At 66.4% G+C, this 25,461-nt stretch carries 25 protein-coding genes; 20 read left to right on the plus strand and 5 right to left on the minus strand.

Annotation, left to right across the window (positions count from 1 at the left end; genetic code table 11):
• Nucleotides 1-25 precede the first annotated feature (25 nt).
• A complete protein-coding gene (locus ACE3RQ_RS02430; protein WP_374519537.1) occupies nucleotides 26-2,173 on the plus strand; it encodes an exonuclease domain-containing protein in 2,148 nt (715 codons plus the stop codon).
• Nucleotides 2,174-2,186: 13 nt separating this feature from the next.
• On the opposite strand, the gene ACE3RQ_RS02435 is transcribed toward ACE3RQ_RS02430, so the two are convergent.
• Complete coding sequence (locus ACE3RQ_RS02435) at nucleotides 2,187-3,599, minus strand: DUF294 nucleotidyltransferase-like domain-containing protein (RefSeq protein WP_374519539.1); 1,413 nt, start codon at nucleotides 3,597-3,599, stop codon at nucleotides 2,187-2,189.
• A gap of 195 nt (nucleotides 3,600-3,794) precedes the next feature.
• On the opposite strand from ACE3RQ_RS02435, the gene ACE3RQ_RS02440 reads away from it, so the two are divergent.
• The 9 genes from ACE3RQ_RS02440 (at nucleotide 3,795) to dnaB (ending at nucleotide 10,407) form a co-directional block, all read left to right on the plus strand.
• Nucleotides 3,795-4,091, plus strand: a complete 297-nt coding sequence (locus ACE3RQ_RS02440; protein WP_374519541.1) for a hypothetical protein — start codon at nucleotides 3,795-3,797, stop codon at nucleotides 4,089-4,091.
• Nucleotides 4,088-4,663 carry a tetratricopeptide repeat protein gene (locus tag ACE3RQ_RS02445; RefSeq protein ID WP_374519543.1) on the plus strand — a complete coding sequence of 192 codons (576 nt, stop codon included), beginning with the start codon at nucleotides 4,088-4,090 and terminating at the stop codon, nucleotides 4,661-4,663. The genes ACE3RQ_RS02440 and ACE3RQ_RS02445 overlap by 4 nt, the downstream gene beginning before the upstream one ends.
• A 148-nt stretch (nucleotides 4,664-4,811) precedes the next feature.
• Entirely contained in the window at nucleotides 4,812-5,072 is a 261-nt protein-coding gene (locus ACE3RQ_RS02450; RefSeq protein ID WP_374519692.1) for a DUF4212 domain-containing protein, read from the plus strand.
• 3 nt (nucleotides 5,073-5,075) lie between these two features.
• Nucleotides 5,076-7,187, plus strand: coding sequence for a sodium:solute symporter family protein (locus tag ACE3RQ_RS02455; protein ID WP_374519545.1), 2,112 nt, complete (start codon nucleotides 5,076-5,078; stop codon nucleotides 7,185-7,187).
• Nucleotides 7,188-7,338: 151 nt separating this feature from the next.
• Complete coding sequence (gene rpsF / locus ACE3RQ_RS02460) at nucleotides 7,339-7,713, plus strand: 30S ribosomal protein S6 (protein WP_374519547.1); 375 nt, start codon at nucleotides 7,339-7,341, stop codon at nucleotides 7,711-7,713.
• Between the two features lie 10 nt (nucleotides 7,714-7,723).
• Nucleotides 7,724-8,029, plus strand: coding sequence for a primosomal replication protein N (gene priB, locus ACE3RQ_RS02465; protein ID WP_374519549.1), 306 nt, complete (start codon nucleotides 7,724-7,726; stop codon nucleotides 8,027-8,029).
• A gap of 11 nt (nucleotides 8,030-8,040) precedes the next feature.
• Nucleotides 8,041-8,322, plus strand: coding sequence for a 30S ribosomal protein S18 (rpsR, locus tag ACE3RQ_RS02470; protein ID WP_374519551.1), 282 nt, complete (start codon nucleotides 8,041-8,043; stop codon nucleotides 8,320-8,322).
• 16 nt (nucleotides 8,323-8,338) lie between these two features.
• On the plus strand, nucleotides 8,339-8,791 hold the full coding sequence (rplI, locus tag ACE3RQ_RS02475; protein ID WP_374519553.1) for a 50S ribosomal protein L9: 453 nt from the start codon (nucleotides 8,339-8,341) through the stop codon (nucleotides 8,789-8,791).
• A gap of 179 nt (nucleotides 8,792-8,970) precedes the next feature.
• Nucleotides 8,971-10,407, plus strand: a complete 1,437-nt coding sequence (gene dnaB, locus ACE3RQ_RS02480) for a replicative DNA helicase (RefSeq protein WP_374519555.1) — start codon at nucleotides 8,971-8,973, stop codon at nucleotides 10,405-10,407.
• A gap of 65 nt (nucleotides 10,408-10,472) precedes the next feature.
• Here the strand turns inward: dnaB and ACE3RQ_RS02485 are convergent, their stop codons facing one another.
• The 3 genes from ACE3RQ_RS02485 to ACE3RQ_RS02495 all read right to left on the minus strand — a co-directional run bounded on the left by ACE3RQ_RS02485 (nucleotide 10,473) and on the right by ACE3RQ_RS02495 (nucleotide 13,424).
• Nucleotides 10,473-12,242, minus strand: a complete 1,770-nt coding sequence (locus ACE3RQ_RS02485; RefSeq protein WP_374519557.1) for a PhoH family protein — start codon at nucleotides 12,240-12,242, stop codon at nucleotides 10,473-10,475.
• A 183-nt stretch (nucleotides 12,243-12,425) separates the two neighbouring features.
• Nucleotides 12,426-12,902, minus strand: a complete 477-nt coding sequence (locus tag ACE3RQ_RS02490; RefSeq protein ID WP_374519558.1) for a peroxiredoxin — start codon at nucleotides 12,900-12,902, stop codon at nucleotides 12,426-12,428.
• Between the two features lie 150 nt (nucleotides 12,903-13,052).
• Nucleotides 13,053-13,424 (minus strand): Mth938-like domain-containing protein, encoded by a 372-nt coding sequence (locus ACE3RQ_RS02495; RefSeq protein WP_374519560.1) that lies wholly within the window; start codon nucleotides 13,422-13,424, stop codon nucleotides 13,053-13,055.
• Between the two features lie 106 nt (nucleotides 13,425-13,530).
• On the opposite strand from ACE3RQ_RS02495, the gene ACE3RQ_RS02500 reads away from it, so the two are divergent.
• From ACE3RQ_RS02500 to ACE3RQ_RS02545, 10 genes are all read left to right on the plus strand, one after another.
• Nucleotides 13,531-14,757: a pyridoxal phosphate-dependent aminotransferase gene (locus tag ACE3RQ_RS02500; protein ID WP_374519562.1), complete on the plus strand. Its 1,227-nt coding sequence runs from the start codon at nucleotides 13,531-13,533 to the stop codon at nucleotides 14,755-14,757.
• Nucleotides 14,758-14,784: 27 nt separating this feature from the next.
• Entirely contained in the window at nucleotides 14,785-16,146 is a 1,362-nt protein-coding gene (locus tag ACE3RQ_RS02505) for a homoserine dehydrogenase (protein ID WP_374519564.1), read from the plus strand.
• Between the two features lie 22 nt (nucleotides 16,147-16,168).
• A complete protein-coding gene (gene thrC, locus ACE3RQ_RS02510) occupies nucleotides 16,169-17,602 on the plus strand; it encodes a threonine synthase (RefSeq protein ID WP_374519566.1) in 1,434 nt (477 codons plus the stop codon).
• Nucleotides 17,599-18,126 (plus strand): molybdopterin-guanine dinucleotide biosynthesis protein B, encoded by a 528-nt coding sequence (mobB, locus tag ACE3RQ_RS02515; RefSeq protein ID WP_374519568.1) that lies wholly within the window; start codon nucleotides 17,599-17,601, stop codon nucleotides 18,124-18,126. Before thrC ends, mobB begins: the two co-directional genes overlap by 4 nt.
• Before the next feature lie 12 nt (nucleotides 18,127-18,138).
• Nucleotides 18,139-19,422 carry a gephyrin-like molybdotransferase Glp gene (glp, locus tag ACE3RQ_RS02520; RefSeq protein WP_374519570.1) on the plus strand — a complete coding sequence of 428 codons (1,284 nt, stop codon included), beginning with the start codon at nucleotides 18,139-18,141 and terminating at the stop codon, nucleotides 19,420-19,422.
• Nucleotides 19,419-19,670 (plus strand): MoaD/ThiS family protein, encoded by a 252-nt coding sequence (locus ACE3RQ_RS02525; RefSeq protein WP_374519572.1) that lies wholly within the window; start codon nucleotides 19,419-19,421, stop codon nucleotides 19,668-19,670. The genes glp and ACE3RQ_RS02525 overlap by 4 nt, the downstream gene beginning before the upstream one ends.
• Before the next feature lies 1 nt (nucleotide 19,671).
• Nucleotides 19,672-20,145 (plus strand): molybdenum cofactor biosynthesis protein MoaE, encoded by a 474-nt coding sequence (locus tag ACE3RQ_RS02530; protein ID WP_374519574.1) that lies wholly within the window; start codon nucleotides 19,672-19,674, stop codon nucleotides 20,143-20,145.
• The gene (locus ACE3RQ_RS02535; protein WP_374519576.1) at nucleotides 20,138-20,890 is read left to right on the plus strand and encodes a GNAT family N-acetyltransferase; all 753 of its coding nucleotides are present in this window, start codon (nucleotides 20,138-20,140) and stop codon (nucleotides 20,888-20,890) included. Before ACE3RQ_RS02530 ends, ACE3RQ_RS02535 begins: the two co-directional genes overlap by 8 nt.
• A 112-nt stretch (nucleotides 20,891-21,002) precedes the next feature.
• Complete coding sequence (gene clpB, locus ACE3RQ_RS02540) at nucleotides 21,003-23,609, plus strand: ATP-dependent chaperone ClpB (protein ID WP_374519578.1); 2,607 nt, start codon at nucleotides 21,003-21,005, stop codon at nucleotides 23,607-23,609.
• A 70-nt stretch (nucleotides 23,610-23,679) separates the two neighbouring features.
• On the plus strand, nucleotides 23,680-25,095 hold the full coding sequence (locus ACE3RQ_RS02545) for a coniferyl aldehyde dehydrogenase (RefSeq protein ID WP_374519580.1): 1,416 nt from the start codon (nucleotides 23,680-23,682) through the stop codon (nucleotides 25,093-25,095).
• 18 nt (nucleotides 25,096-25,113) lie between these two features.
• Here the strand turns inward: ACE3RQ_RS02545 and ACE3RQ_RS02550 are convergent, their stop codons facing one another.
• Nucleotides 25,114-25,395 (minus strand): hypothetical protein, encoded by a 282-nt coding sequence (locus ACE3RQ_RS02550; protein ID WP_374519582.1) that lies wholly within the window; start codon nucleotides 25,393-25,395, stop codon nucleotides 25,114-25,116.
• Between the last annotated feature and the right edge of the window lie 66 nt (nucleotides 25,396-25,461).

Below are 25,461 nucleotides of genomic sequence, written 5' to 3' on the forward strand. Positions count from 1 at the left end.
TACCATCGCGCGCAGGAGACACGCCATGAAACCCCGCCCCGACCGCCGTCCGCTGCTGGTGTCCGTCGCTTTGTCGGCGCTGGTGCTGGCGTGGCTGGCCTTGGTGGTGGCGCTGTTGGACTACAGCTTGGACGAATCGGTGCGCCAGGCGTGGCTGGAGGCCTGGGCGTCGCGTGGGCCATTGCTGGCCTTGCTGGTGGTGGGCCTGCTGATCGCGGTGTCGGCCCTGGTCAACTGGGTGTGGCGGCGCACGGTGGCGCCGGTGCGCCGGCTGGCCGAGTGGACCCGGGCGCTGGCCGATACCGGCGTTGACCGCGAGTTGCAGGTGGAGGGCGGGCCCGATCTGCACGCCCTGACCGAGGCCATCAACCACCTGGTGGTCCAGCGCCGCCAGGTGCTGCAAGACATGGACGCCCGCGTCGCCGAGGCCACGGCCGGCGTGGCGCAAGAAAAGGCGCGACTGGCGGCGCTGATGTCGGAGCTGTCGCACAGCGTGGTGGTGTGCAACCGCGATGGCCGCGTCCTGCTTTACAACCCCAGTGCGCGCGAGCTGTTTCGGGGCCTGTCGCTGGCCCCCGGGGGGCTGGGCGGCGCCGAACTGATCGGGCTGGGGCGCTCGGTTTATGGCGTGCTGGACCGCCAGTCCCTGGCCCACGCGCTGGAACTCATCCGCCAGCGCCTGGCGCGCGGGCAGGCCCAGGCCAAGGCCCAGTTCGTGACCGCGGTGGGCTCGCAGATGTTGCGGGTTCAGGTGGCGCCCGTGCGCGACACCACCAGCGCCGAGGGCCTGAGCGGGTTCGTGCTGATGCTGGAGAACGTGACGCAACAAGTGGAGCGAGAGGCCGCGCGCGAACACGCCTGGCAGTCTCTGGTGGAGACCAGTCGCGCGACCCTGGCGCAGATGCAAGCGCTTGTCGATTCGACAGACTGGCAGGGCGCGCAGCGCGATGCCGCCCGTGCCCGACTGCAGGAAGCGCAGGCCATGCTGAACCACCGCGTGCGCATGGGCGAGCACGAGGCCGGTTGGGGTTTGCACCAGCGTTGGCCGCTGGAGGACATGTGGGGCCGAGACCTGCTGGCGGCGGCGGCCCGCCGCATCGAGGACGCCACCGGCATGCGCGTGGACCTGGCGGCGGTGGACGATGCTGTGTGGCTACACGTCGAGAGCTACGGCTTGTTGCAGGCCCTGGCCAGCCTGGCCGAGCGCCTGGGCGACGAATTTGGCGTGCGCCAGGTGGCGCTGCGGCTGCAGCCAGGCGAGGGCCAGGCCATTCTTGATCTGGAGTGGGTGGGCGCGGCCATCAGCACCGAAACCGTGATGGGCTGGGAGCTTGACCCGATCCGCCTGGGTGGGCAGACCCTGGGCACCAGCGTGCGCGACGTGGTGGCCCGCCATGGGGGCAGCCTGGGCTTCGAGCGAAACCGCGTTACCCAGACCGCCTGTTTCCGCTGGCACCTGCCGCTGGCCGCCGCGCCCGTGCAGTCCAGCACGCCCATGGTGCTGGCGGGCAGCCGTCCCGAGTTCTACGACTTTGATCTGTTCCAGAGCACGCCGTTGAGCCGCAGCCTGGACGACCATCCCTTGAGCGAGCTGGTGTTCACCGTGTTTGACACCGAGACCACCGGGCTCAATCCCTCACAAGGGGACGAGATCATCCAGATCGGGGCCACCCGAATCGTCAATGGCAAGGTGCTCAGGCACGAAAGCTTCGAGCAGCTTGTCGACCCCCAGCGCCCCATTCCCGCCTCCACCGTGCCGATCCACGGCATCGAGCCCCACATGGTGCACGGTCAGCCGACGATCGATGTGGTGTTGCCCGCTTTTCACGCCTTTGCCCGCGACACGGTGCTGGTGGCGCACAACGCAGCCTTTGACATGCGCTTTCTGCAGCTCAAAGAGGACAGCACTGGCGTGGTGTTCGAGCAGCCGGTGCTCGACACGCTGCTGCTCTCGGCGGTGGTGCACCCGGCGCAAGAGTCGCACCGGCTGGAGGCCATCGCCGAGCGGATGGGTGTCACGGTGGTGGGGCGGCACACCGCGCTGGGTGACGCCATCGTCACCGCCGAGGTGTTCCTGCGCCTGCTGCCCCTGCTGGCCGCCCAGGGCATCACCACCCTGGGGCAGGCCCGCGCCGCGGCCGAGCGGAGCTACCTCTCGCGCCTGCGTTACTGAGCCTCAGTGAGCCTCAGAATCGGTAGCGCTGGCCCAGCAGGGTTTGCACGGTGCGCACCACCTCGAAGGCGTCTTTGAGCTGGGTGCGCTCGAAAGGCGACAGTTCTTGCGGATCCAGGAAGCTGTCTGCCCCCAGCCCCAAGCGCAGTTGCCGGGCCTGGTGGCGAAGTCGGGTGACGGCCAGAAACTCCCAGGTCTCGCGCAGGTCGCGCCCGTTCTGCTCGCTCAGCGCGCCACCGCGCACCGCCGCGTCCAGTCGCTCCAGGGTGTTCACCTCGGCGTGCCCGCCGGCCAGGGCGTGCACCCGCGCCAGGTCGACGATGGGCACCACGCCCAGGTGCTTGAGGTCAATCGTGCCTTTGTGCTCGCCGCTGCGCGCCGGGGCCAGGCCACCCAGCCAGCCCAGCGGCGGCGTGCGGCTCAGGGCGTTGGCCACCAGGTGGCCCAGGAAGAGGGGGTTGTCGCGTGTGCCGCGCAGCAGCTCGCCGCGCAGAGACTCCACCAGTGCCGCCTCGCCGTGCACGGTGCGCAGATCAAAGAACACGCTGGTGAGCATCAGGGCCGTCGGGTCAGGCGTGCGCGTCCATTGGTCAAAGTGCTCGGCCCATTCGCGCCGCGTGAGCCGCCATTGCGGGTTGCGCGCCATCATGTCGCCGGGGCAGTGCACGTAGCCGCAGGCGTGCAGGCCGTCGCACACGAAGCGCGCCAGGGCCTCGAAGTAGGGCCCATGGCGGTCGGCGTTGTAAGCGTCGTCCAGCACCAGGGCGTTGTCCTGGTCGGAGCGGGCGGTCTGTTCCTGCCGCGCCTGCGAACCGGCGGCCACCCAGGCGTAGGGCAGGGGAGGCGGGCCGAGCTCGCGTTCGGCCAGCGCCAGCAGCCGCACGGTCACCGCGTCGGTGATGGCGGTGATGAGCCGCCCCGTGTGGTGCGCGGTGGCGTCGGCCGCCACCAGGTCCAGTTGCAGCAAGGGGACCTGTGCGCAGGCCTCGATCAGGCCGGGCAAGCCCGGTTGGCGGTCAATCGAGCGCGCCAGCCACAAGGGCGAGCGCTGCTGTGCGCGCAGCAGGTCGTCGGCCGTGATCAGGCCGACGGGGCGATTGCCATCGAGCACTGGCACATGGTGAATGCCGTGGCGGGCCATCAGCAGCATGGCCTCGAAGGCCGGCACGCCACGGCGCACGCAGTGGGGGTTGGGCGTCAGCACCTCGGCCACTGGCGTGTTTACCGGGCGCCCTTGTGCCACCACGCGGGCACTCAGGTCGTGTTCGGTGACCAGACCCAGCAACACATCGTCTTGCCGCACCAGGGCCGCCGAACTGCGTCGCTGTGCCATTTGCCTCGCCACCTCTTGCAACGACTGGTCCGCTGACACGCAGAGGGGATCGCAGGACATCAAGGCGTCCACCGGCTCGACCATCAAGGCCATGGAGGTGTCTGTCGTAGGCACAGGCGATGGAGGGGGGGTGTCAGTCATGGTGCCGTCGATCGTAGTCGCCTGTTCGAGGGACTTTCAGGGGAAAACCCCATCAGGGTTTCGACCGGTGAGACCGTGATAAGAGTGGTTTTGTAAGAACTCGGTAAGGTGGGCCTTAAGAATGGCTTCAGCTTTCAATCACCTGACATGCTCCTCACCATCTCCATCGTCAAGTTGGTCGCCGAAATTGCCCTGCTGGCCTTGGCTGGGCAGTTCGTCTTGGGGCTGCTGGCCGGTGCCAAGCGCGACCAAAACCCCTTCTACCAAGTGCTCACCCTGCTAGGGCGGCCCTTCGTTCGGCTGGCGCGCATCGTCACCCCTCGCTTTGTGCTCGACCGCCACCTCCCCCTGGTGGCGTTTTTGATTCTGGGCTTCGTCTGGCTGGCCGCCACCATGGCCAAGATTAACCATTGCCTGTCCATCGGGGTGCAACTGTGTCAATGAGCCAATCCCTCAATCGCTGGTTTGGTCGCCTTCAGCTTCGAGCCTTGGTGCTGCTGGACCGCCGTGAGCAGGCGCTGGACCTGACCCGGCGCCTGCTGGGCCAAGACCCCGGCAACCTGCACGCCTTGGCCACCCAGGCCCATGTGCTGGCCCTCATGGGCGACAAGGCCCGGGCCGCAGACGCTCTGCAGCGCCTGGTGGACGTGGCGCCCGCGCAAGCCGCTGGCTGGTTCAACCTGGGCTACGTGTGCGAAGAGTTGGGCCAGCTCGACCGCGCCGCCACGGCCTTTCGCCGCGCCACCGAAATCGACCCCCAGCTCGATCGGGCCTGGTATGGCTTGGGGCTGTGCCTGATCCGACAACAGCGCTTTGACGAGGCCATCGCCGCCCTCAAGCGCAACACCGAACTGCAGCCCATGAGCCCTTACGGCTGGTACCAGCTGGCCCGGGTTCATGTCGACCGGCAAGAGCCCGACGAGGCGGCGAAGATCATTCGCCACCTCAAACGGTTCGAGCCCAAAGTGGCCGCTCAACTGGAACGCGAGACCGGGCTGGGGGCCACCCCTTCCTGAGCTGGCGTTTGGGCTGAGCGGCCCAACAAAAGGGGGCGTCGGTGCCAGCCGATGCCCGAAAAACGCGGACCTGGGCTGCAGGCCACCCACAGGAGACGGGTGGTGTCCGTGACGTGCCCGAAAGGGTGAGTTGATGGAGGTCGATCGCATGGAACTGACCGAGAACCACCGCCGTTACTGGCGGAAGAACCTCAATATCACGGCCATCTTGCTGGCCATCTGGTTTGTGGTGACGTTTGTGGTGAGCTACTTCGCCCGGGAGTTGAGCTTCAACTTCTTTGGGTGGCCCTTCAGCTTCTGGATGGGGGCCCAGGGCTCACTGGTGGTGTACTGCCTGATCATTGGCTACTACGCCTGGTACATGAACAAGCTCGACATCGAACACGGTGTCGAGGAAGACGAGGAGTGAACCATGGCAGGCATGTTTGAAACGGCCGCCGGCGGCGGTGGCTCCAACAAGGCATTCAAGCAACAGCTCAACAAGGTCTACAAGTGGTACACGGGCGGCTTCATCGTCTTCGTGATCGCCTTGGCCGTGTTGGAGCAACTCGGCCTCTCGCGCGAATGGATTGGCTTCATCTTCCTGCTGGCCACCATCGGGCTGTACGCAGGCATCGGCATCATGAGCCGCACCACCGACGCGGCCGAGTACTACGTGGCCGGGCGCCGTGTGCCAGCCGTGTACAACGGCATGGCCACCGGCGCCGACTGGATGTCGGCCGCGTCCTTCATCGGCATGGCCGGCACCCTGTACCTCACGGGTTACAGCGGCCTGGCCTTCATCATGGGCTGGACGGGCGGCTACTGCCTGGTGGCCCTGTTCCTGGCGCCTTACCTGCGCAAGTTCGGGCAATTCACCATTCCCGACTTCCTGGGTGAGCGCTACGGCGGCAACCTGCCGCGATTCCTGGGCATTGCCGCGGCCATCCTGTGCTCGTTCACTTACGTGGTGGCGCAGATCTATGGCGTGGGCCTCATCACCTCGCGCCTGACCGGCGTGGCGTTTGAACTGGGCATCTTCCTGGGCCTGGGCGGCATCTTGGTGTGCTCGTTCCTGGGTGGCATGCGCGCCGTGACCTGGACCCAGGTGGCGCAGTACATCATCCTGATCGTGGCCTACATGATCCCGGTGGTGTGGCTGTCGGTGAAGCAAACCAGCGTGCCCGTGCCGCAGGCCATCTACGGCGTGCAGCTCGAAAAAGTCACCGCCAAGGAAAAGCTGCTGATCGACGACCCGAAAGAGCTGGAAGTGCGCGGCATCTACAAGCAGCGCTCCGAGGCCCTGGCCGCCAAGCTGAAAGACCCTGCAGCGGCCCTGGCCGCCGACAAGGCCGCAGCCGAAGCCAAGCTGAACGAACTGCGCACCGCCAACGCACCCGCCGCCCAGATCTCGGCGGCCGAGAAGGCGCTGTCCGATCTGCCCAAGGACGAGGCCGCCGCCAAGGCCGCCTGGACCAAGGCCAAGGCCGCGGCAGACGCCAAGTCGGCGCCGCTCAATGGCATGCCGCGTCACGCGCAGCAGTTCTCGGGTGACCCCAAGGGCGACGACAAGGCCAAAGCCGCGTTCGACACCTCGCGGGCCAACTTCCTGGCGCTGATCTTCTGCCTGATGGTGGGCACCGCCGCGCTGCCGCACATCCTGATGCGCTACTACACCGTGCCCAGCGTGAAGGAAGCTCGACAGTCGGTGACCTGGTCCTTGTTCTTCATCTTCCTGCTGTACTTCACCGCGCCGGCCCTGGCCGTGCTCGTGAAGTACGAGGTCTTCCACGTGCTGGTCGGCACGCCGTTTGACCAACTGCCGCAGTGGGTGGCCGCCTGGAACAAGGTCGATCCGACCCTGCTGTCGGTGGTGGACATCAACAAGGACAACGTCCTGCAGCTCAACGAGATGACCATCGGTGGCGACATCGTGGTGCTGGCCACGCCGGAAATTGGCGGTCTGCCCTACGTGATCTCCGGCCTGGTGGCCGCCGGTGGCCTGGCCGCCGCGCTGTCCACCGCCGACGGCCTGCTGCTGACCATCGCCAACGCGCTGTCGCACGACCTGTACTACAAGATGATCGACCCCAACGCCTCGACCGCCCGCCGCGTGACCATTTCCAAGGTCCTGCTGCTGGTCGTGGCCCTGGCCGCTGCTTACGTGGCGGCCCAGAAACCGGCCGACATCCTGTTCCTGGTCTCTGCTGCCTTCTCGTTCGCGGCCGCAGCGTTCTTCCCGGCCCTGGTGCTTGGCATCTTCTGGAAGCGCGCCACCGGCATCGCCGCCTCGTTGGGCATGATCGCCGGCCTGGGCATCACCTTCTACTACATGGTGACCACCCAACCCTGGCTGCGCGGCATCTTCGGCGTGACCTCGCCGGTGGAACTGTGGTTCGGCATCCAGCCGATCTCGGCCGGCATCTTCGGTGTGCCGGTGGGCTTTGCGGTGATCATCCTCGTCAGCCTGGTCACCCCGGCACCGAACCGCAAGATTCAGGAACTGGTGGAGCACGTTCGCTACCCCAACCTGAAACTCACCTGATCGCCTGCCAAATCGCACCGGTCCCTCGGGGCCGGTGGTCGGCCCGGTCTGCCCCTGGTGGACCGGGCTTTTGCTTTTTGTATAATCGCGGGCTTGCCTTGCTGCACCCCTGTTGACGCCGGGGGCAGCTTTTCATCCAAAAGGAGAGTCCATGCGTCATTACGAAATCGTGCTGCTGATCCACCCGGATCAAAGCGAACAGGTTCCGGCCATGCTGGAGCGCTACAAGGGCATGATCACCGCCGGCGGCGGCAAGATCCACCGCGTTGAAGACTGGGGCCGCCGTCAACTGGCGTACCAGATCAACAAGCTGTCCAAGGCCCACTACCTCTGCGTGAACATCGAAGCCGGTCAGGCTGTGATGAGCGAGCTGGAGCACGCCTTCAAGTTCAACGACGCCGTTCTGCGCCACCTCGTCGTGCAGCGCAAGAAGGCCGACACTGGCCCTTCGGCCATGATGAAGTCGGTTGAGCGCGAAGAAGCGCGCAAGAGCCAGCAACAGTCGCAGGAGCAACCCGCCGCCTGATTGACGCGGCGTGGCAGTGTCAGAACAGGTGAATCTGGTTCGACTCTCGGCGGTGGTGGTGCAGGTGCAGAGCCTGCGTTACACCCCGGCGGGCATCCCAGCGATCAATATCGTGCTTGAGCACGAATCGCAACAAGTCGAACTGGACACCCCCAGGCTGGTGAAGCTGCAACTGAGGGCGGTTGCCTTCGGTGCCCAGGCCGAAATCCTTGCCCGTCAGGGTCTCGATTCGGTTTGTGAGTTTCACGGCTTTCTGGCCAATGCGCGCAACGGCAAGGGCGTGGTGTTCCACATCCAAGATTTCAGCAAGACATAGGAAGGCCCATCATGGCTGCACCCAAGCGTTTCAACAAAGACAAGCGCCCCAAGCGCAACACCCAATCGCTGCTGTTCAAGCGCAAGCGCTTCTGCCGCTTCACCGTGGCGAACGTGGAAGAAGTTGACTACAAGGACATCGACGTCCTGCGTGACTTCATCGCCGAAAACGGCAAGATCATCCCGGCCCGCCTGACCGGCACCCGCGCCATTTACCAGCGCCAGGTGACCACCGCCATCAAGCGCGCCCGTTTCCTGGCCATGCTGCCGTACAGCGACCAGCATCGCGTCTGAACGAGGAGCCCAGAACATGCAAGTTATCCTGCTCGACAAAGTCGTGAACCTCGGCGCCCTGGGCGATGTGGTGAAGGTCAAGGACGGCTACGCCCGTAACTTCCTGATCCCCTCGGGCCGTGCCCGCCGTGCCACCCAGTCCGCCATCGCCGAATTCGAAGCCCGCCGCGCCGAGCTCGAAAAGGCCGCTGCCGCCAAGCTGGCCGAAGCCCAAGCCCTGGGCGAGAAGCTCGCCTCTGTGTCTCTGAAGCTGACCCAGAAGGCTGGCGTTGACGGCCGCCTGTTCGGTTCCGTCACCAACCATGACGTGGCTGAAGAGCTGAACAAGCAAGGCTTCGCCGTGGCCAAGGCCCAAGTGCGCATGCCCAACGGCCCGCTGAAGCTGGTCGGCGACTACACCGTGAACGTGAGCCTGCACACCGACGTGGCCGTCGATGTGGCCGTGACCGTGCTCGGCGAAACCGCCTGATACCGTTTCCGGTTCGCAAAAAGCCGCTGCCTCCGGGCAGCGGCTTTTTGTTTTTGGGGCCACGGTTATCCCGCGTCACCCACTGCATTTGCACTGCATCTGCACCGCATCTCCACAGGGTTGTCCACAGGCACCCGCGGCGCAGGCGCGTACCATCGTGTTTTCACCCCACAGATCCCATGTCAGCCGTCTTTTCGAGCCCCTTCCCCGATTTCGACGCCGGCCTGGATGGCCTGGGCCAGGACCGTGAGGTCGCCCAACTGCGCGTGCCACCGCACTCCATTGAGGCCGAGTCCAGCGTGCTGGGTGGCTTGTTGCTCGACAACAGCGCCTGGGACCGCATCGCCGACCTGATCACCGACTCCGACTTCTATCGTCACGAGCACCAACTGGCTTTCTCGGCCATCGCCACGCTCGTGAACGCCAGCAAGCCGGCGGACGTGGTCACGGTGTTCGAGCACTTGCAGAACCTGGGCAAGGCCGATGACGTGGGCGGTCTGGCCTACCTGAACTCCTTGGCGCAATACGTGCCCAGCGCAGCCAACATCCGGCGTTACGCTGAAATCGTGCGCGAGCGTGCGGTATTGCGCAAGCTGGTGGGCGCCAGCGAAGAGATCGCCACGGCGGCCTTCAACCCGCAGGGGCGCCCGGTGGAAAAAATCCTGGACGAGGCCGAGCAAAAGATCTTCAAGATCGGCGAAGAGGGCTCTCGCATGAAGGAGGGCTTCCAGGCCATGGACAAGCTCGTGGTCGACCTGCTCGACCGCGTGCAGGAAATGGCCGACAACCCCAACGACATCACCGGGGTACCCACCGGCTTCATCGATCTTGACCGCATGACCTCTGGCCTGCAGCCAGGCGACCTGGTGGTGCTGGCGGCCCGCCCGTCCATGGGTAAGACCGCCTTCGCCATCAACATTGCCGAGCACGTGGCCTTGAACGAAGGCCTGCCGGTGGCGGTGTTCTCCATGGAAATGGGTGCGGCCCAGCTCGCGGTGCGTATCGTGGGCTCCATCGGTCGCATCAACCAGGGTCACCTGCGCAACGGCAAGCTCACCGATGACGAGTGGCCTCGTCTGACGGAGGCCATCGAAAAGCTGCGCAACGTCTCGCTGCACATCGACGAAACCCCGGGTCTTACCCCTGGCGAGTTGCGGGCCAACGCCCGGCGCTTGGCCCGCCAGTGCGGCAAGCTGGGTTTGATCGTGGTTGACTACCTGCAGCTCATGAGCGGCTCGGGCGGCAGCTCGGGCGACAACCGCGCAACCGAACTGGGTGAGATCTCCCGGGGCCTGAAGATGCTGGCCAAGGAGCTGCAATGCCCGGTGATCGCGCTGTCGCAGCTCAACCGTTCGGTGGAGCAGCGTACCGACAAACGCCCCATGATGTCTGACCTTCGCGAATCCGGCGCCATTGAGCAGGACGCGGACATCATCATGTTCATCTACCGCGACGAGTACTACAACCGCGAGACCTGCAAAGAGCCAGGCGTGGCCGAGATCATCATCGGCAAGCAACGTAACGGCCCCACCGGTACGGTGAAGCTGGCCTTCCTGAACATGCTCACGCGTTTCGAGAGCCTCGTGGGCGGCGGCATGGGTGGTGACGACTACTGATCACCCGATCCATCGGGCACAAAAAAACCGGCCTTGGCCGGTTTTTTTGTGGGTACGCGAGGCCCTCAGAGCACTTCGCTGGCGAAGTCGGCCAGGCGTGAGCGCTCACCGCGCGCCAGGGTGATGTGTCCGCCGTGCGGCCATCCCTTGAAGCGGTCCACCGCAAAGGTGAGGCCCGATGAGCCTTCGGTGAGATAGGGCGTGTCGATCTGGGCGAGGTTGCCCATGCAGATGATTTTGGTGCCCGGGCCTGCGCGGGTGATGAGCGTCTTCATCTGCTTGGGCGTGAGGTTCTGCGCCTCGTCGATGATGACGTACTTGCTCATGAAGGTGCGACCGCGCATGAAGTTCATGCTCTTGACCTTGATGCGGCTGCGGATCAACTCGTTCGTGGCAGCACGTCCCCATTCGCCCGCGCCGCCGGCTTCTCCCTTGGCCAGGAACTCCAGGTTGTCGTCCAGAGCGCCCATCCAGGGGCCCATTTTTTCTTCTTCCGTGCCCGGTAGGAAGCCGATGTCTTCGCCCACGCTCACCGTGGCCCGGGTCATGATGATCTCGGTGTAGCGGCGGTCGTCCAGCACCTGCGTGAGGCCCGCGGCCAGCGCCATCAGCGTCTTGCCTGTACCCGCCGTACCGGCCAGGGTCACGAAGTCGATCTCCGGGTCCATCAGCAGGTTCAGCGCGAAGTTCTGTTCGCGGTTGCGGCTGGTGACGCCCCAGACCGCGTTCTTCAGGTGGGTGTAGTCCTTCAGGGTCTTGAGCACCGCGGTCTTGTCGCGAATCTCCACCACCCGTGCGTAGAGCGAGGGCTCGCCGGGGGCCTCGAAGTAGACGAACTGGTTGATGTAGAGCTGTCCCACCGTGGGGCCACTGACGCGGTAGAAGGTGTGGCTGCCGCTTTGCCAGCTCTCGATGGTCTTGCTCTGCCGCGTCCAGAAGTCAGGCGGCAGCGCGAAAGAGCCGGGGTAGAGCAACTCGCCGTCGTCCAGCGTCTTGTCGTTCTCGTAATCTTCGGCGGCCAACCCCAGCGCACGGGCCTTGACCCGCATGTTGATGTCCTTGGACACCAGAATGACCTCGCGCTCAGGGTGGCGCTGGCGCAGGGCAGCCACCACGCCCAGGATCTGGTTGTCGGCCTTACCTGCTGGCAGGCTGGCGGGCAAGTCGTTGGCCAGGGGTTCGGTCTGGAAGAACAGCAGCCCCCTTGCGGACTGATGGCCGGTGGCCGAAAGCTTCAGCCCCTGGGTCATGTCGGCGCCTGTTTGGGCGGCCAGGGCGTCCAGTGTGCGGCTGGTCTGGCGGCCGTTTCGGGCGACCTCGGTCATGCCCTTTTTGTGCCCGTCAAGCTCTTCGAGCACGATCATGGGCAGGAAGATGTCGTGTTCCTCAAACCGGAACAGGCTCATCGGGTCGTGCAGCAACACGTTGGTGTCCAGCACGAAGAGGCGCTTGGCGCCATTGGCAGGTGCTGCGGCGCTTCGCCGGCGGGCCGTGGAGGATTTGCCGGCGCTGGCATTCGAGGCCGCCGGGGCGGCGACGGCGGGCTGCGCGGCGGGTGGCTGCGCAGCCGGGATGGCGGCCTTGCCCTTGGCTGGGGCACTGGCTCGGGCGGTGGTGGTGCTGCTCTCGCCCGAACCGCCGCCAGCGGCGGTGCTGCCCTTGGCGCGGCTGCCGCCGCGGCGGGCGGTGGTGGGCTCGGCGGCGGCCGGTGCAGCCGCCACCGGTGCGACGGCTTGCGCGGTCACGGGGCCTGCCGTGGCGGCATCGGCTTTGAGGTGGTAGGCCTCGGGCGACAGGAGGGCGGCGCGTTTGGCGGGGGCGGGAGGCAGGGGCATGGGAGGAGCGTGTTCAGCGCGGGTCTGAAAAACAAAAAGCCGCCGGTGTGACCGGGCGGCTTTCAGGGCGGCGGGGCGATTGGCAGGAAGAGAGGACGGTTGGCTGTCCTGGCGTCATGAATTCATTATGCATGAGCCCCGTGGCGCTTCCAGCGAGACGCTGTCGTCTGCTGGAGACAGGCGTCAGGCGGCCTTCTTGAGGGCCTTGACGGCCTTGAGCACCTCTTCCACATGGCCGGGCACTTTCAGGCCGCGCCACTCTTGCTTGAGCACGCCGTCAGCGCCGATCAGGAAGGTGCTGCGCTCGATGCCCTTGACCTTCTTGCCGTACATGATCTTGTTCTTGACCACACCGAACATGTGGCACATTTTTTCTTCGGTGTCGGCGATCAGCTCGAAGGGCAGTTCCAGCTTGGCCTTGAACTCGTCGTGCGACTTCATGTTGTCGCGCGACACGCCGAACACCTGCGCGCCCGCCTTGACGAAGTCTTTGTACTTGTCGCGGAACTGCATGGCCTCGGTGGTACAGCCAGGGGTGTTGTCCTTGGGGTAGAAGTACAGTACGACCGTCTGACCCAGGTGGCTCTGGTGAGTGACTTTCACGCCCCCCGTGGCCATAGATTCGAATTCGGGAATGGGTTTGTTGACAACGACGGCCATGCTGCGGAGACCCCTGAGTAAGTGGATGGTGAGGCGTTGGCATTCCCCTGGCGGCGCCAAGAGCGATGCCGGGGCACCGCTCCCGCTTAGCGGGGAACAACCCCGCATTTTAACCCGAATGGATGCCCGGCCGTCCGAACCCCCGCTGTCCTAGGCCTCCAGGATGAGGGCGGCGGCGACACGTCTGCCTTCGCCCGCCAGGATGTTGAAGGTGCGGCAGGCCGCTCCGGTGTCCATGGTCTCCACGCCGATGCCGCGTTCCAGCAGTGCGCGCAACACGCTGGGAGAGGGGAAGCGCAGCAGGCGCCCGCTGCCGAAGATCAGCAGCTCGGGGTTCGAATCGGCAAGGCCGGCGAAGTGCTCGGCTGTCAGGGCCTCGAACGTGCGGCAATCCCAAGGCTGCAGCGTCCCGTTTGCACCGATCAGCAGGCTGGTGGTGTGGCGCTCGCCGTTGACCGCGATCCAGCCGGGACCGTAGCCGGTGATGGCCACTCGATCGGGTTTGTCTGCGTGCAGTTTCATGGGGTGGCGGGGGCAGGCCGGGCGGCGGATTGTGGTCAAATGGCGGGTTTCCCCTCGGGGGATTGCCGACTATACCGCCCGAGTTCCGCACCCTTTGGGAGCCGCCTTGAAGACCATTCGCAAATCCGCCAAGCTGGCCAACGTCTGTTATGACATCCGCGGTCCCATCATGGACGCGGCGCGGCAGATGGAAGAAGAAGGCCACAAGATCATCAAGCTGAACATCGGCAACCTGGCGGTGTTCGGCTTCGATGCCCCGGAAGAGATCCAGAAAGACATGATCCGCAACCTGCCCACCTCGGCGGGTTACTCGGACAGCAAGGGCATCTTCGCGGCGCGCAAGGCGGTGATGCACGAGACCCAGAAGCAGGGCGTCAAGGGCGTGACGCTGGACGACATCTACCTGGGCAACGGCGCCAGCGAGCTGATCGTGATGGCCACCAACGCCTTGCTGGACAACGGCGACGAGATGCTGTTGCCCGCCCCTGATTACCCGCTGTGGACGGCCGCCGTGAGCCTGTCGGGTGGCACGCCTGTGCATTACATGTGCGACGAGGACAACGGCTGGATGCCCAACCTCGAGGACATTCGCCGCAAGATCACGCCGGCCACCAAGGGCATCGTGGTCATCAACCCCAACAACCCCACCGGTGCGCTGTACTCGGACGAGCTGCTGCTGCAAATCGTGCAACTGGCGCGCGAGCACAACCTGGTCATCTTCGCCGACGAGGTCTACGACAAGGTGCTGTACGACGGCGTGAAGCACACCGCGCTGGCCAGCCTGTCGGAAGACGTGCTGACGCTCACCTTCAACTCGCTGTCCAAGAGCTACCGCTCGTGCGGTTACCGTGCGGGCTGGCTGGTGGTGTCGGGCGACAAGAAGCCGGCGCGCGATTTCATTGAGGGCCTGAACATGCTCTCGAACATGCGCCTGTGCGCCAACGTGCCGGGGCAGTACGCCATTCAGACGGCACTGGGTGGCTACCAGAGCATCAATGACCTGGTGAACGAGGGTGGTCGATTGCGCAAGCAGCGCGACCTCGCACACCAACTCATCACCGCCATTCCTGGCGTGACCTGTGTCAAGCCTTCGGCTGCGCTGTACATGTTCCCCAGGCTGGACCCGAAGCTGTACCCCATCGAGGACGACCAGCAGTTCTTCCTGGAGTTGCTGCAAGAGACCCGCGTGATGCTGGTGCAGGGCTCGGGCTTCAACTACCCCGACAACCAGCACTTCCGCATCGTGTTCCTGCCCCACGAAGACGACCTGCGCGAGGCCATCGGCCGCGTGGCGCGCTTCCTGGAAAACTGGCGAAAACGCCACGGTACCTGATTCCTTTCTTTTGATTTGACGACCGACATGAAACCGATCCAAGTAGGCCTTTTGGGCATTGGCACCGTGGGCAGTGGCACGTTCAACGTGCTCAAGCGCAACCAGGAAGAGATTCGCCGCCGCGCTGGCCGTGGCATTGAAATCACGATGGTGGCCGACCTGGACGTGGCGCGTGCCCAGACCATCGTGGGCCCGGACGTGAAGGTCGTGAACGACGCGCGCGCCGTCATCGCCAACCCCGACATCGACATCGTGGTCGAGCTCATCGGTGGCTATGGCATTGCCAAGGCGCTGGTGCTGGAGGCCATCGCGGCCGGCAAGCACGTGGTCACCGCCAACAAGGCGCTGCTGGCCGTGCACGGCACCGAGATCTTCGCGGCCGCTTCGGCCAAGGGTGTGATGGTGGCCTTCGAGGCCGCCGTGGCCGGTGGCATCCCCATCATCAAGGCGCTGCGCGAGGGCCTCACGGCCAACCGCATCCAGTGGATTGCCGGCATCATCAACGGCACCACCAACTTCATCCTGTCCGAAATGCGCGACAAGGGGCTGGACTTCGACGTGGTGCTCAAGGAAGCGCAGCGCCTGGGCTATGCCGAGGCCGACCCCACCTTCGACATCGAGGGCGTGGACGCCGCGCACAAGGCCACCATCATGTCGGCCATCGCCTTCGGCATCCCGGTGCAGTTCGACAAGGCCTACGTGGAAGGCATTACCAAGCTGGGCGCGGCTGACATCAAGTACGCCGAGCAGTTGGGCTATCGCATCAAGCTGCTGGGCATTACCAAGCGGGCCGAAAGATTTGATGCCAACGGCAAAGCCGTTGGGGGCGTGGAGCTGCGCGTGCACCCGAGCCTGGTGCCCGCCAAGCGCCTGATCGCCAACGTCGAAGGCGCCATGAACGCCGTGGTGGTGCAGGGCGATGCCGTGGGCACCACGCTCTACTACGGCAAGGGCGCGGGCACCGAGCCCACGGCCAGCGCCGTGATTGCCGACCTGGTGGACATCGCCCGCCTGCACACGGCCGACCCCGAGCACCGCGTGCCGCACCTGGCCTTCCAGCCGCACACCCTGACCGACGCCATGGATGCGCTGCCCGTGCTGCCCATGAGCGAAGTGGTCACCAGCTACTACCTGCGCCTGCGCGTGGCCGACCAGGCTGGCGTGCTGGCCAAGGTCACCGGCATCCTGGCCGGCGCCGGCATCAGCATCGACGCCGTGCTGCAGCGCGAGGCCGACGAAGTGGGCGGCGAGGGCTCCACCCAGACCGACCTCATCATCCTCACGCACGACACGCGTGAAGGCACCATGAACGACGCCATCGCTCAGATGCAGGCACTGCCCACGGTGCTGGCCCCCATCACGCGCATCCGCAAGGAAGAGCTGAACTAAACGCCCGAGCAGGACGAACGCCATGCTGTACCTCTCCACCCGCGGCCACCCGGACCGCAAGCATTTCTGCGACATCCTGCTCGAAGGCCTGGCGCCCGACGGCGGGCTGTACCTGCCCGAGCACTACCCGCTGATCGACGACGCCCAGCTGACCCAGTTGCGCAAGGCCTACCACGAGCAGGGCTACGCCGAGCTGGCGTTCCAGATCCTCTCGCTCTACATCGACGACATTCCGGCGGCCGACCTGCAAGCCCTGTGCGCCAAGACCTACACCGCCGAGGTGTTCGGCACCGGCGAGATCGTGCCGCTGCGCCACCTCGAAGACGGCCTGTGGCTCGAAGCCCTGTCCAACGGCCCCACGCTGGCCTTCAAGGACATGGCCATGCAGTTGCTGGGCAACCTGTTCGAGTACGAACTGGCCCGCCGTGGTGAAGAGCTCAACATCCTGGGCGCCACCAGTGGCGACACCGGCAGCGCGGCCGAGTACGCCATGCGCGGCAAGAAGGGCGTGCGCGTGTTCATGCTCAGCCCGCACGGCCGCATGAGCCCCTTCCAGCAGGCGCAGATGTTCAGCTTGCAAGACCCGAACATCCACAACATCGCCATCGAGGGCGTGTTCGATGACTGCCAGGACATCGTCAAGGCGGTCAGCAATGACCTCGACTTCAAGCGCCGCTACCAGATTGGCACGGTGAACTCGATCAACTGGGCCCGCCTGCTGGCCCAGGTGGTGTACTACTTCGCCGGCTACTTCCAGGCCACCAGCGACAACGCCCAGCGCGTGTCGTTCACCGTGCCCAGCGGCAACTTCGGCAATGTGTGCGCTGGCCACGTGGCCCGCCAGATGGGCCTGCCGATCGCCACGCTGGTGGTGGCCACCAACGAAAACGACGTGCTCGACGAGTTCTTCCGCACGGGCTCTTACCGTGTGCGCGGCAGCGCCGACACGCACGAGACGTCCAGCCCGTCGATGGACATCTCCAAGGCCAGCAACTTCGAGCGCTTTGTGTTTGACCTGCTGGGCCGTGACGCCGCGCGCTGCAAGGCGCTGTTCGGCGACGCGCTCTCGCGCGAGGGGCGTTTTGACCTGGGGGCTGACCCGGTGTTCGCTGATGCGGCTGTTCGCTACGGTTTCCGCAGCGGCAAGAGCACGCACGCCAACCGCTTGCAGACCATCAAGGACACCTTCGAGCGCTTTGGCGTGATGATCGACACCCACACGGCCGACGGCGTGAAGGTGGCGCGCGAGCACTTGCAAGCCGGTGTGCCCATGGTGGTGCTGGAAACGGCTTTGCCGATCAAGTTCGCCGCCACCATCGTCGAGGCGCTGGGCCGCGAGCCCGAGCGCCCGGCCAAGTTCGAGGGCATCGAGGCGCTGCCCAAGCGGGTGCAGGTGATGCCGGCCGACACCGCGCGTGTGCAGGCCTACATTGCCGAGCACTGCCCTCGCGCATGAGGGTCGTGGGGTTTGCCGGGTTCTCCGGGTCCGGCAAGACCACGCTGGTCGAACAGCTCATTCCCGCGCTGCGTTTTCGCGGCTTCCGGGTGGCGGTCATCAAGCACGCCCACCACACCTTTGACATCGATCGCCCCGGCAAAGACACCTGGCGCCACCGCGAGGCCGGCGCGGTGGAGATCGTGGCCGCCTCGCCCAAGCGGCTGGTGTTCATGCGCGAGTTCGAGCAAGACGCGGTGCACGACGTGCACCAGCTCATTGCCCGCCTGAGCGCCGCGCCCGACTGGGTGCTGGTGGAGGGCTTCAAACAGAGCAGCCTGCCCAAGATCGAGGTGTGGCGAGAGGCCAGCGGCCAGCCGGTCATCTACCCCGCGCAGGCGCAGGTGCTGGCCATCGCCACCGACAGCCCCGAGGTCCTTCCCGAACCACCCGCACGCCCCGTGCTGGATTTGAACGCGGCCGATGACGTGGCCGCCTGGTTGGTCGACAATGCCAGCCGATTCGAATACTCCCCACCCGTTTGAGGTTTTGCCCCCATGAACGCTCCGCGACGCGCCCCCCTGATGCCGATGGAGGAGGCGCTGGCCCTGTTGCTGGCGCGTGTGCAGCCGCTCACGGCCACCGAGAGCGTGGCCACCTTTGACGCCGACCGCCGCGTGCTGGCCACCGACCTGGTGTCTGCCCTGCACGTGCCGCCGAACGACAACTCGTCCATGGACGGCTATGCCGTGCGCACGGCCGACATCACCGCCCCCGGTGTGGTGCTGCCGGTGAGCCAGCGCATTCCCGCCGGCCATTTCGGCCACGCCCTGCAGCCCGGTACCTGTGCCCGCATCTTCACTGGTGCCCCGGTGCCCGAAGGGGCCGATGCCATCGTCATGCAGGAAGACACCCGCGAGGTGGGCGGCAACCTGCACGCGGTGCACGTGGACGTGGTGCCTGCGCCGGGCCAGTGGATTCGCCGCGCCGGCGAAGACGTGACCCGTGGTGCCGTGGTGCTGCCGCGCGGCCAGCGCCTGAACCCCGCCGCACTGGGCATGGCCGCCAGCCTGGGCCTGGCCCGGCTGGACGTGGTGGCCCGCCCGCGCGTGGCGCTGTTCTCCACCGGCGACGAGTTGGTGATGCCCGGTGACGTGCCGCCGCAAGACATGAAGCCCGGCGCCATCTACAACTCCAACCGCTTTTTCCTGCGTGTGCTGCTGCAGCGCCTGGGCTGTGAGGTGAGCGACCTGGGCATCGTGCCCGACCGGCGCGACCTGACCCTGGCCGCCCTGCGCACCGCCGCCGACCACCACGACCTCATCCTCACCAGCGGTGGCGTGTCGGTGGGCGAGGAAGACCACATCAAACCCGCCGTGCAACAGCTCGGCAGCCTTGACCTCTGGCAGATCGCCATGAAGCCGGGCAAGCCCTTTGCCTATGGCCAGGTGCGGCGCGACGCGGGTGCCGGGGCCGACGTGGCCACGCCTTGCCACTTCATCGGCCTGCCGGGCAACCCCGTGTCGAGCTTCGTGACCTTTTTGCTGCTGGTGCGGCCTTTCCTGCTGGCCCTGCAGGGCGTGAGCGATGCGCGCCTGCTGGGCCTGCCGCAGCCGGTGCAGTTGCCGGCGCACTTCGACCTGCCGCGTGCCGACAAGCGCCGCGAGTTCCTGCGGGTGCGCCGCAACGCGGCCGGCGGGCTGGACCTGTTCCCCAACCAAAGTTCGGGCGTGCTCACCTCGGCCGTGTGGGGCGATGGCCTGGTGGACAACCCGGCTGGCACCACCATCGCCCACGGCGATGCCGTTTCTTACCTTTCACTGGCTGAGTTGCTGGCATGAAGATTCAACTGCGTTACTTCGCGTCCATTCGTGAGGCCCTGGGCCATGGGGCTGAAACCATCGACACCCAGGCCGCGTCGCTGGCCGCCTTGCGCGATGAACTGATCGCCCGTGGCGGCGCTTACGCCGATGCCCTGGCCCGTGGGCGCGCCGTGCGCGTGGCCCTGAACCAGGCCATGGCCGACGAGGGCGCGGCCCTGGCCGATGGCGCCGAGGTGGGCTTTTTCCCGCCCGTGACCGGGGGCTGACATGGCCGAGCGGGTGAGCATCCAAACGCAGGACTTCGACCTGTCGGCCGAGGTGGCGGCGCTTCGCGGCCAAGACCGTGGCGTGGGCGCGGTGTGCAGCTTCATTGGCACGGTGCGCGACCGCAACGAGGGCCAGTCGGTCAGCACCATGGAGCTGGAGCACTACCCGGGCATGACCGAAAAGGCCATCGAGGCCATGATCGACGAGGCGTTTGGCCGCTTCGACATCCTGGGCGCACGGGTCATTCACCGCGTGGGCCTGCTGCAGCCCACCGACCAGATCGTGCTGGTGGCCGTGAGCTCGGCGCACCGGGGCGAGAGCTTCCAGGCCTGTGAGTTCCTGATGGACTACCTCAAGACCCAGGCCCCGTTCTGGAAGAAGGAGCAAACGCCCGAAGGCGCCCGCTGGGTGGACGCCCGTGTGAGCGACGACAAGGCCTTGGCCCGCTGGGGCATTGACGCCCGCAATGCCTGAGGGCGTGCCGCTGGCCGACGACGAGGTGGCGGCCATTGAGCGCGCCACCTTGCAGGCGGTGTCGCCCGAGCGGGTGGAAGCCCTGCCGGGCTGGCTGCTGCCCTTTGACCACGGCACGGTGGGGCGCGCCAAGAGCGCGGTGCCCCTGAGCCACGCGGCGCCTGACTTGGCCGCCATTGACGAGATCCTCAACCGCTACCGCGCCGCCGGCCTGCCGCCTGTGCTGCGCCTGCCGGTGCTGCCCAGCTTTCAGGCTTTCACCACCGAATTGCAGCGCCGGGGCGCCCGGTGCGATGCGCCGATGCTCACCCAGGTGGGCTCGGTGGCTGCGCTCCTGGCCTTGCCGGGCGAGGCCGGCGAGGTGGCCGATGCGCCATCAGGCGCCTGGATGGCCATGTACCTGGGCCCGGGGCTGGACCCGGTGGACGGCCGCCACCGCGCCCGTGCCCTGGCCAGCGCGGCCGGCACGGCCTTTGTGGGGGTGGAAGAGGCCGGTGCCATGCGGGCCTGCGGCGCCGCCTCGCTCACGCGCGGCTGGCTGGGCGTGCACGGCATGCGCACCGAACTGGCCTGGCGTGGGCATGGCCTGGCGGGTCGCGTGCTGAAGGCCATGGGGTTGGCGGCACGTCGCCAAGGTATCGCCAGGGTGTTCCTGCAGGTGGACGCCGCCAACGCACCAGCCTTGGCGCTGTACCGCCGTGCCGGCCTGCAAACCGCCTGGGCCTACGCCTACTGGCGCTTCTGATCTGCGTCAAGGCCGCGCCGGGTTGGCGGCGGCATGCTGGGTGGGGTGTCTTGAAAAAGCCCGCCGCCGGCTCCATGTGCCGGGCAATCCCAATCTTTCGGAGCGCCGTTCCATGCGACTCGACAAACTCACCACCAAGTTTCAGGAAGCCCTCGGCGAGGCCCAATCCCTCGCGCTGGGCAATGACCACGCCTACATCGAACCCATTCACCTGCTGACGGCCATGTTGCGCCAGACCGATGGCCCGCAGTCGCTGCTGCAGCGCGCGGGCGTCAACGTGAAGGGCCTGACGCAGGCGGCCGAGGCGGCCGTGAAACGCCTGCCCCAGGTGCAAGGCCAGGAGCAGGTGCAGGTGGGGCCAGAGCTGGCCAAGCTGTTGCAGGCCACCGAAAAGGAATCGATCAAGCGCGGTGACCAGTACATCGCCAGCGAATTGTTTTTGCTGGCCCTGACCGACGCCAAGGGCGAGATCGGCCGCCTCGCGAACGAGCATGGCCTCTCGCGCAAGAGCCTGGAGGCCGCCATCGACGCCGTTCGCGGCGGCCAGGGCGTGGACAGCCCCGAGGCCGAAGGCCAGCGCGAGGCGCTGAAGAAGTACACGCTGGATCTCACCGAGCGCGCCCGCGCCGGCAAGCTGGACCCGGTGATCGGCCGCGACGACGAGATTCGTCGTGCCATTCAGGTGCTGCAGCGCCGCAGCAAGAACAACCCGGTGCTCATCGGCGAGCCGGGCGTGGGCAAGACCGCCATCGTGGAGGGCCTGGCCCAGCGCATCGTGGCCGGCGAGGTGCCCGAGACCTTGAAGGGCAAGCGGGTGCTGGTGCTGGACATGGCCGGCCTGCTGGCCGGCGCCAAGTTCCGTGGCGAATTTGAGGAGCGGCTGAAGGCGGTGCTGAAAGAGGTGTCGCAGGACGAGGGCCGCATCATCCTGTTCATCGACGAGATCCACACCATGGTGGGCGCCGGCAAGGCCGAGGGCGCCATCGACGCGGGCAACATGCTCAAGCCGGCCCTGGCCCGCGGTGAGTTGCACTGCATCGGCGCCACCACCCTGGACGAGTACCGCAAGTACATCGAGAAAGACGCCGCGCTGGAGCGCCGCTTCCAGAAGGTGCTGGTGGACGAGCCCTCGGTGGAGGCCACCATCGCCATCCTGCGTGGCCTGCAAGAGCGCTACGAGAAGCACCACAACGTGGACATCACCGACCCGGCCATCGTGGCCGCGGCCGAGCTGAGCCACCGCTACATCACCGACCGCTTCCTGCCCGACAAGGCCATTGACCTGATCGACGAGGCCGCGGCCAAGATCAAGATCGAGCTGGATTCCAAGCCCGAGGTGATGGACAAGCTCGACCGCCGCATGATTCAGCTCAAGATCGAGCGCGAGGCGGTGAAGAAAGAGACCGACGAGGCCTCGCAGAAGCGCCTGGCGCTGATCGAGGAAGAGTTGGTGAAGCTGCAGCGCGAGTACAACGACCTCGACGAAATCTGGAAGGCCGAGAAGGCCACGGTGCAGACCTCGGGCACGGTGCGCGAGGAGATGGACAAGGTCAAGCTGGAGATCGAGGCGCTCAAGCGCAAGGGCGATTTCAACAAGGTGGCCGAGCTGCAATACGGGCGCCTGCCTGAACTGGAGAAGCAGCTCAAGGAAGCGCAGGCCAAGGAGGCCGCGGGCGACGGCGCCAGCCGCCACAAGCTGCTGCGCACCCAGGTGGGCGCGGAAGAAATTGCCGAGGTGGTGGCGCGCGCCACGGGCATTCCGGTGAGCAAGCTCATGCAGGGCGAGCGCGACAAGCTGCTGCGCATGGAAGACAAGCTGCACGAGCGCGTGGTGGGCCAGGACGAGGCCATCAGCGCGGTGGCCAACGCCATCCGCCGCTCGCGCTCGGGCCTGTCCGACCCGAACCGCCCCACCGGCTCTTTCCTGTTCCTGGGCCCCACCGGCGTGGGCAAGACCGAGCTGTGCAAGGCGCTGGCCGGCTTCCTGTTTGACAGCGAAGACCACCTGATCCGGGTGGACATGAGCGAGTTCATGGAGAAGCACTCGGTGAGCCGCTTGATCGGTGCGCCCCCGGGCTATGTGGGCTACGACGAGGGTGGCTACCTCACCGAGGCCGTGCGCCGCAAACCTTACAGCGTGATCCTGCTCGATGAGGTGGAGAAGGCCCACCCCGACGTGTTCAACGTGCTGCTGCAGGTGCTGGACGATGGCCGCCTGACCGATGGCCAGGGCCGCACCGTGGACTTCAAGAACACGGTCATCGTGATGACCAGCAACATCGGCTCGCACCTCATCCAGGCCATGGTGGGCGAGGGTTACGACGACGTGAAGGAAGCCGTCTGGGGCGAGCTGAAGAACCACTTCCGTCCCGAGTTCCTCAACCGCATCGACGAGACGGTGGTGTTTCACGCGCTGGACGCCAAGCACATCGAGTCCATCGCGGGCATCCAGCTCAAGGCCTTGCAGGCCCGGTTGCACAAGATGGACCTGCGCCTGGAGGTGTCGCCAGCCGCACTTGGCGAACTGGCCAAGGTGGGCTTCGATCCGGTGTTCGGTGCGCGCCCGCTCAAGCGCGCCATTCAGCAGCGCATTGAGAACCCGCTCTCCAAGCTGCTGCTCGAAGGCCGCTACCCGCCCAAGTCGGTGATTCCGGTGGGCGTGGACCCGGTGCTCAACCCGGGCGTGTTCGAGTTTGGTGAGGCCCAGCCGCTGGCCTGACCTGACGGATGGAGGGGGACATGCGGGCGTGGCCCTACACGCCCGCGGGTCAGCGGCCTATCATGGCCAAATGACCCAGATACCCCCCACGTTACCCATGCGCGCGCTGTTCGATGCCCAGCGCGAGGCCAGCCGCCGTGAGGTGGATGTGCCCCTGGCCACGCGGGCCGACCGCGTGGCCCGTGTGCGCGACCTGATCGAACAGCACGGCGATCGCCTGGCCGAGGCCGTGCAGGCCGATTTCGGCGTCCGTTCCCCAGAACTCACCGAGGTGGCCGACCTGTTCGTGCTGCGCGCCGGCCTGGGCCAGTTGCAGCGGCAACTGCCGCGCTGGATGCGTGCGCGCCGCGCGCCCACGCCCTGGTACCTCTGGCCCGCGCGCGCTCAGGTGATGCGCCAGCCCCTGGGCGTGGTGGGGGTCATCGCCCCCTGGAACTACCCGGTTCAGCTCTCGCTGGGGCCGGCGGCCACCGCCCTGGCCGCCGGCAACCGGGTCATGCTCAAGCCCAGTGAGATCACGCCCCACACCTCGGCCTTGCTGGCCGAGCTGGTGCACGGCGCGTTCGCGGCCGAGGAGTTCTGCGTGGTGCAGGGCGGCGTGGACATCGCCACCGAGTTCAGCGCGCTGCCGTTTGACCACCTGTTCTTCACCGGCTCCACCCACGTGGGGCGCCTGGTGGCGCAGGCGGCGGCCGCCAACCTCACCCCCACCACGCTGGAGCTGGGTGGCAAGTCGCCCTGCGTGATCGATGCCTCGGCCGACCTGGCCGACGCTGCCACCAAGATCGCCCACGGCAAGCTGCTCAACGCCGGGCAGACCTGCATCGCGCCCGACTACGTGCTGCTGCCGCGAGGGCGCGAGGCCGAGTTTGAGCGCGCCTATGCCCAGGCCGTGCAGCGGCTGTTTCCCACGCTGGTGGGCAACCCCGATTACGCGGCCATCGTGTCCGAGCGCTACCTGGCCCGACAGCAGGCCATGGTGGACGAGGCCCGTCAGGCCGGCGCGCGGGTGGTGGTGCTGGGCGATCTGCCACCCGAAGGCCAGCGCCAGATGCCGCCGATGCTGGTATTCGACTTGCCGCCGGCGACGCGCCTGATGCGCGATGAGATCTTCGGGCCGGTGCTGCCGGTGCTCACCTGCAACACGCCTGATGAGGCCGTGGCGCACATCAACGCCGGGCCTCGGCCGCTGGCCTTGTATTGGTTCGGGCGCGACACCACCGCCCGTGACCGTGTGCTCAAGCGCACCGTGAGCGGTGGCGTGAGCGTGAACGACACGCTGATGCACGTGGCCCACGAGAACCTGCCCTTCGGTGGCGTGGGCGAGAGTGGCTGGGGCGCTTACCACGGCGAAACCGGCTTCCTGCGGTTCTGCCACCAGAAGGCGGTGTTCACCCAATCCCGCCTGGGCCTGGGCCACCTGTTCTACCCGCCCTATGGTGATCGGTGGCGCCGCCTCATGGCCTGGCTCAGGCGCTGGGCCTGAGCGCGATGGCCACGGCCTTCAATTCGTGAAGCTGCTGTGGGGTTCCTCGTCAGGTGGTGAGCTGGGTGGCAGCACCACCTTCAGGTAGCCCTGGCCCGCCAGTTCGTAGGCCAGCACGCTGATGTCCTTGCCCAGCAGCACACACAGCTCGTGCACCGATCGGCGCCCGTTGGCCATCAGCAGCAGGGCGTGGGTGTCCCGGTCCACCGCGTCGGGGCGGGACAAGGCCTCCCAGGCCAGGGGTGTCTTGGCGTACAGCGTTCTTTTCATCATCTTGGGGCAGGCGCTTGCAAGTGCCATGCCGGGGCGTGGCCGTCGAGCTTGCCGAGCTGGCATGACAGTGCCGTGAAGAAGTCATGGCGGTGT

This window comes from Hydrogenophaga sp., from assembly GCF_041913525.1.
Classification (GTDB): Bacteria; Pseudomonadota; Gammaproteobacteria; order Burkholderiales; family Burkholderiaceae_C; genus Hydrogenophaga.

What these genes read in the sequence shown, in the direction of transcription:
- ACE3RQ_RS02430 (WP_374519537.1), top strand. Translation starts at nt 26, where the DNA reads ATGAAACCCCGCCCCGACCGCCGTCCGCTGCTGGTGTCCGTCGCTTTG.
- ACE3RQ_RS02435 (WP_374519539.1), bottom strand. Translation starts at nt 3,599, where the DNA reads ATGGCCTTGATGGTCGAGCCGGTGGACGCCTTGATGTCCTGCGATCCC.
- ACE3RQ_RS02440 (WP_374519541.1), top strand. Translation starts at nt 3,795, where the DNA reads ATGCTCCTCACCATCTCCATCGTCAAGTTGGTCGCCGAAATTGCCCTG.
- ACE3RQ_RS02445 (WP_374519543.1), top strand. Translation starts at nt 4,088, where the DNA reads ATGAGCCAATCCCTCAATCGCTGGTTTGGTCGCCTTCAGCTTCGAGCC.
- ACE3RQ_RS02450 (WP_374519692.1), top strand. Translation starts at nt 4,812, where the DNA reads ATGGAACTGACCGAGAACCACCGCCGTTACTGGCGGAAGAACCTCAAT.
- ACE3RQ_RS02455 (WP_374519545.1), top strand. Translation starts at nt 5,076, where the DNA reads ATGGCAGGCATGTTTGAAACGGCCGCCGGCGGCGGTGGCTCCAACAAG.
- rpsF (WP_374519547.1), top strand. Translation starts at nt 7,339, where the DNA reads ATGCGTCATTACGAAATCGTGCTGCTGATCCACCCGGATCAAAGCGAA.
- rpsR (WP_374519551.1), top strand. Translation starts at nt 8,041, where the DNA reads ATGGCTGCACCCAAGCGTTTCAACAAAGACAAGCGCCCCAAGCGCAAC.
- rplI (WP_374519553.1), top strand. Translation starts at nt 8,339, where the DNA reads ATGCAAGTTATCCTGCTCGACAAAGTCGTGAACCTCGGCGCCCTGGGC.
- dnaB (WP_374519555.1), top strand. Translation starts at nt 8,971, where the DNA reads ATGTCAGCCGTCTTTTCGAGCCCCTTCCCCGATTTCGACGCCGGCCTG.
- ACE3RQ_RS02485 (WP_374519557.1), bottom strand. Translation starts at nt 12,242, where the DNA reads ATGCCCCTGCCTCCCGCCCCCGCCAAACGCGCCGCCCTCCTGTCGCCC.
- ACE3RQ_RS02490 (WP_374519558.1), bottom strand. Translation starts at nt 12,902, where the DNA reads ATGGCCGTCGTTGTCAACAAACCCATTCCCGAATTCGAATCTATGGCC.
- ACE3RQ_RS02495 (WP_374519560.1), bottom strand. Translation starts at nt 13,424, where the DNA reads ATGAAACTGCACGCAGACAAACCCGATCGAGTGGCCATCACCGGCTAC.
- ACE3RQ_RS02505 (WP_374519564.1), top strand. Translation starts at nt 14,785, where the DNA reads ATGAAACCGATCCAAGTAGGCCTTTTGGGCATTGGCACCGTGGGCAGT.
- thrC (WP_374519566.1), top strand. Translation starts at nt 16,169, where the DNA reads ATGCTGTACCTCTCCACCCGCGGCCACCCGGACCGCAAGCATTTCTGC.
- mobB (WP_374519568.1), top strand. Translation starts at nt 17,599, where the DNA reads ATGAGGGTCGTGGGGTTTGCCGGGTTCTCCGGGTCCGGCAAGACCACG.
- glp (WP_374519570.1), top strand. Translation starts at nt 18,139, where the DNA reads ATGAACGCTCCGCGACGCGCCCCCCTGATGCCGATGGAGGAGGCGCTG.
- ACE3RQ_RS02525 (WP_374519572.1), top strand. Translation starts at nt 19,419, where the DNA reads ATGAAGATTCAACTGCGTTACTTCGCGTCCATTCGTGAGGCCCTGGGC.
- ACE3RQ_RS02530 (WP_374519574.1), top strand. Translation starts at nt 19,672, where the DNA reads ATGGCCGAGCGGGTGAGCATCCAAACGCAGGACTTCGACCTGTCGGCC.
- ACE3RQ_RS02535 (WP_374519576.1), top strand. Translation starts at nt 20,138, where the DNA reads ATGCCTGAGGGCGTGCCGCTGGCCGACGACGAGGTGGCGGCCATTGAG.
- clpB (WP_374519578.1), top strand. Translation starts at nt 21,003, where the DNA reads ATGCGACTCGACAAACTCACCACCAAGTTTCAGGAAGCCCTCGGCGAG.
- ACE3RQ_RS02545 (WP_374519580.1), top strand. Translation starts at nt 23,680, where the DNA reads ATGACCCAGATACCCCCCACGTTACCCATGCGCGCGCTGTTCGATGCC.
- ACE3RQ_RS02550 (WP_374519582.1), bottom strand. Translation starts at nt 25,395, where the DNA reads ATGGCACTTGCAAGCGCCTGCCCCAAGATGATGAAAAGAACGCTGTAC.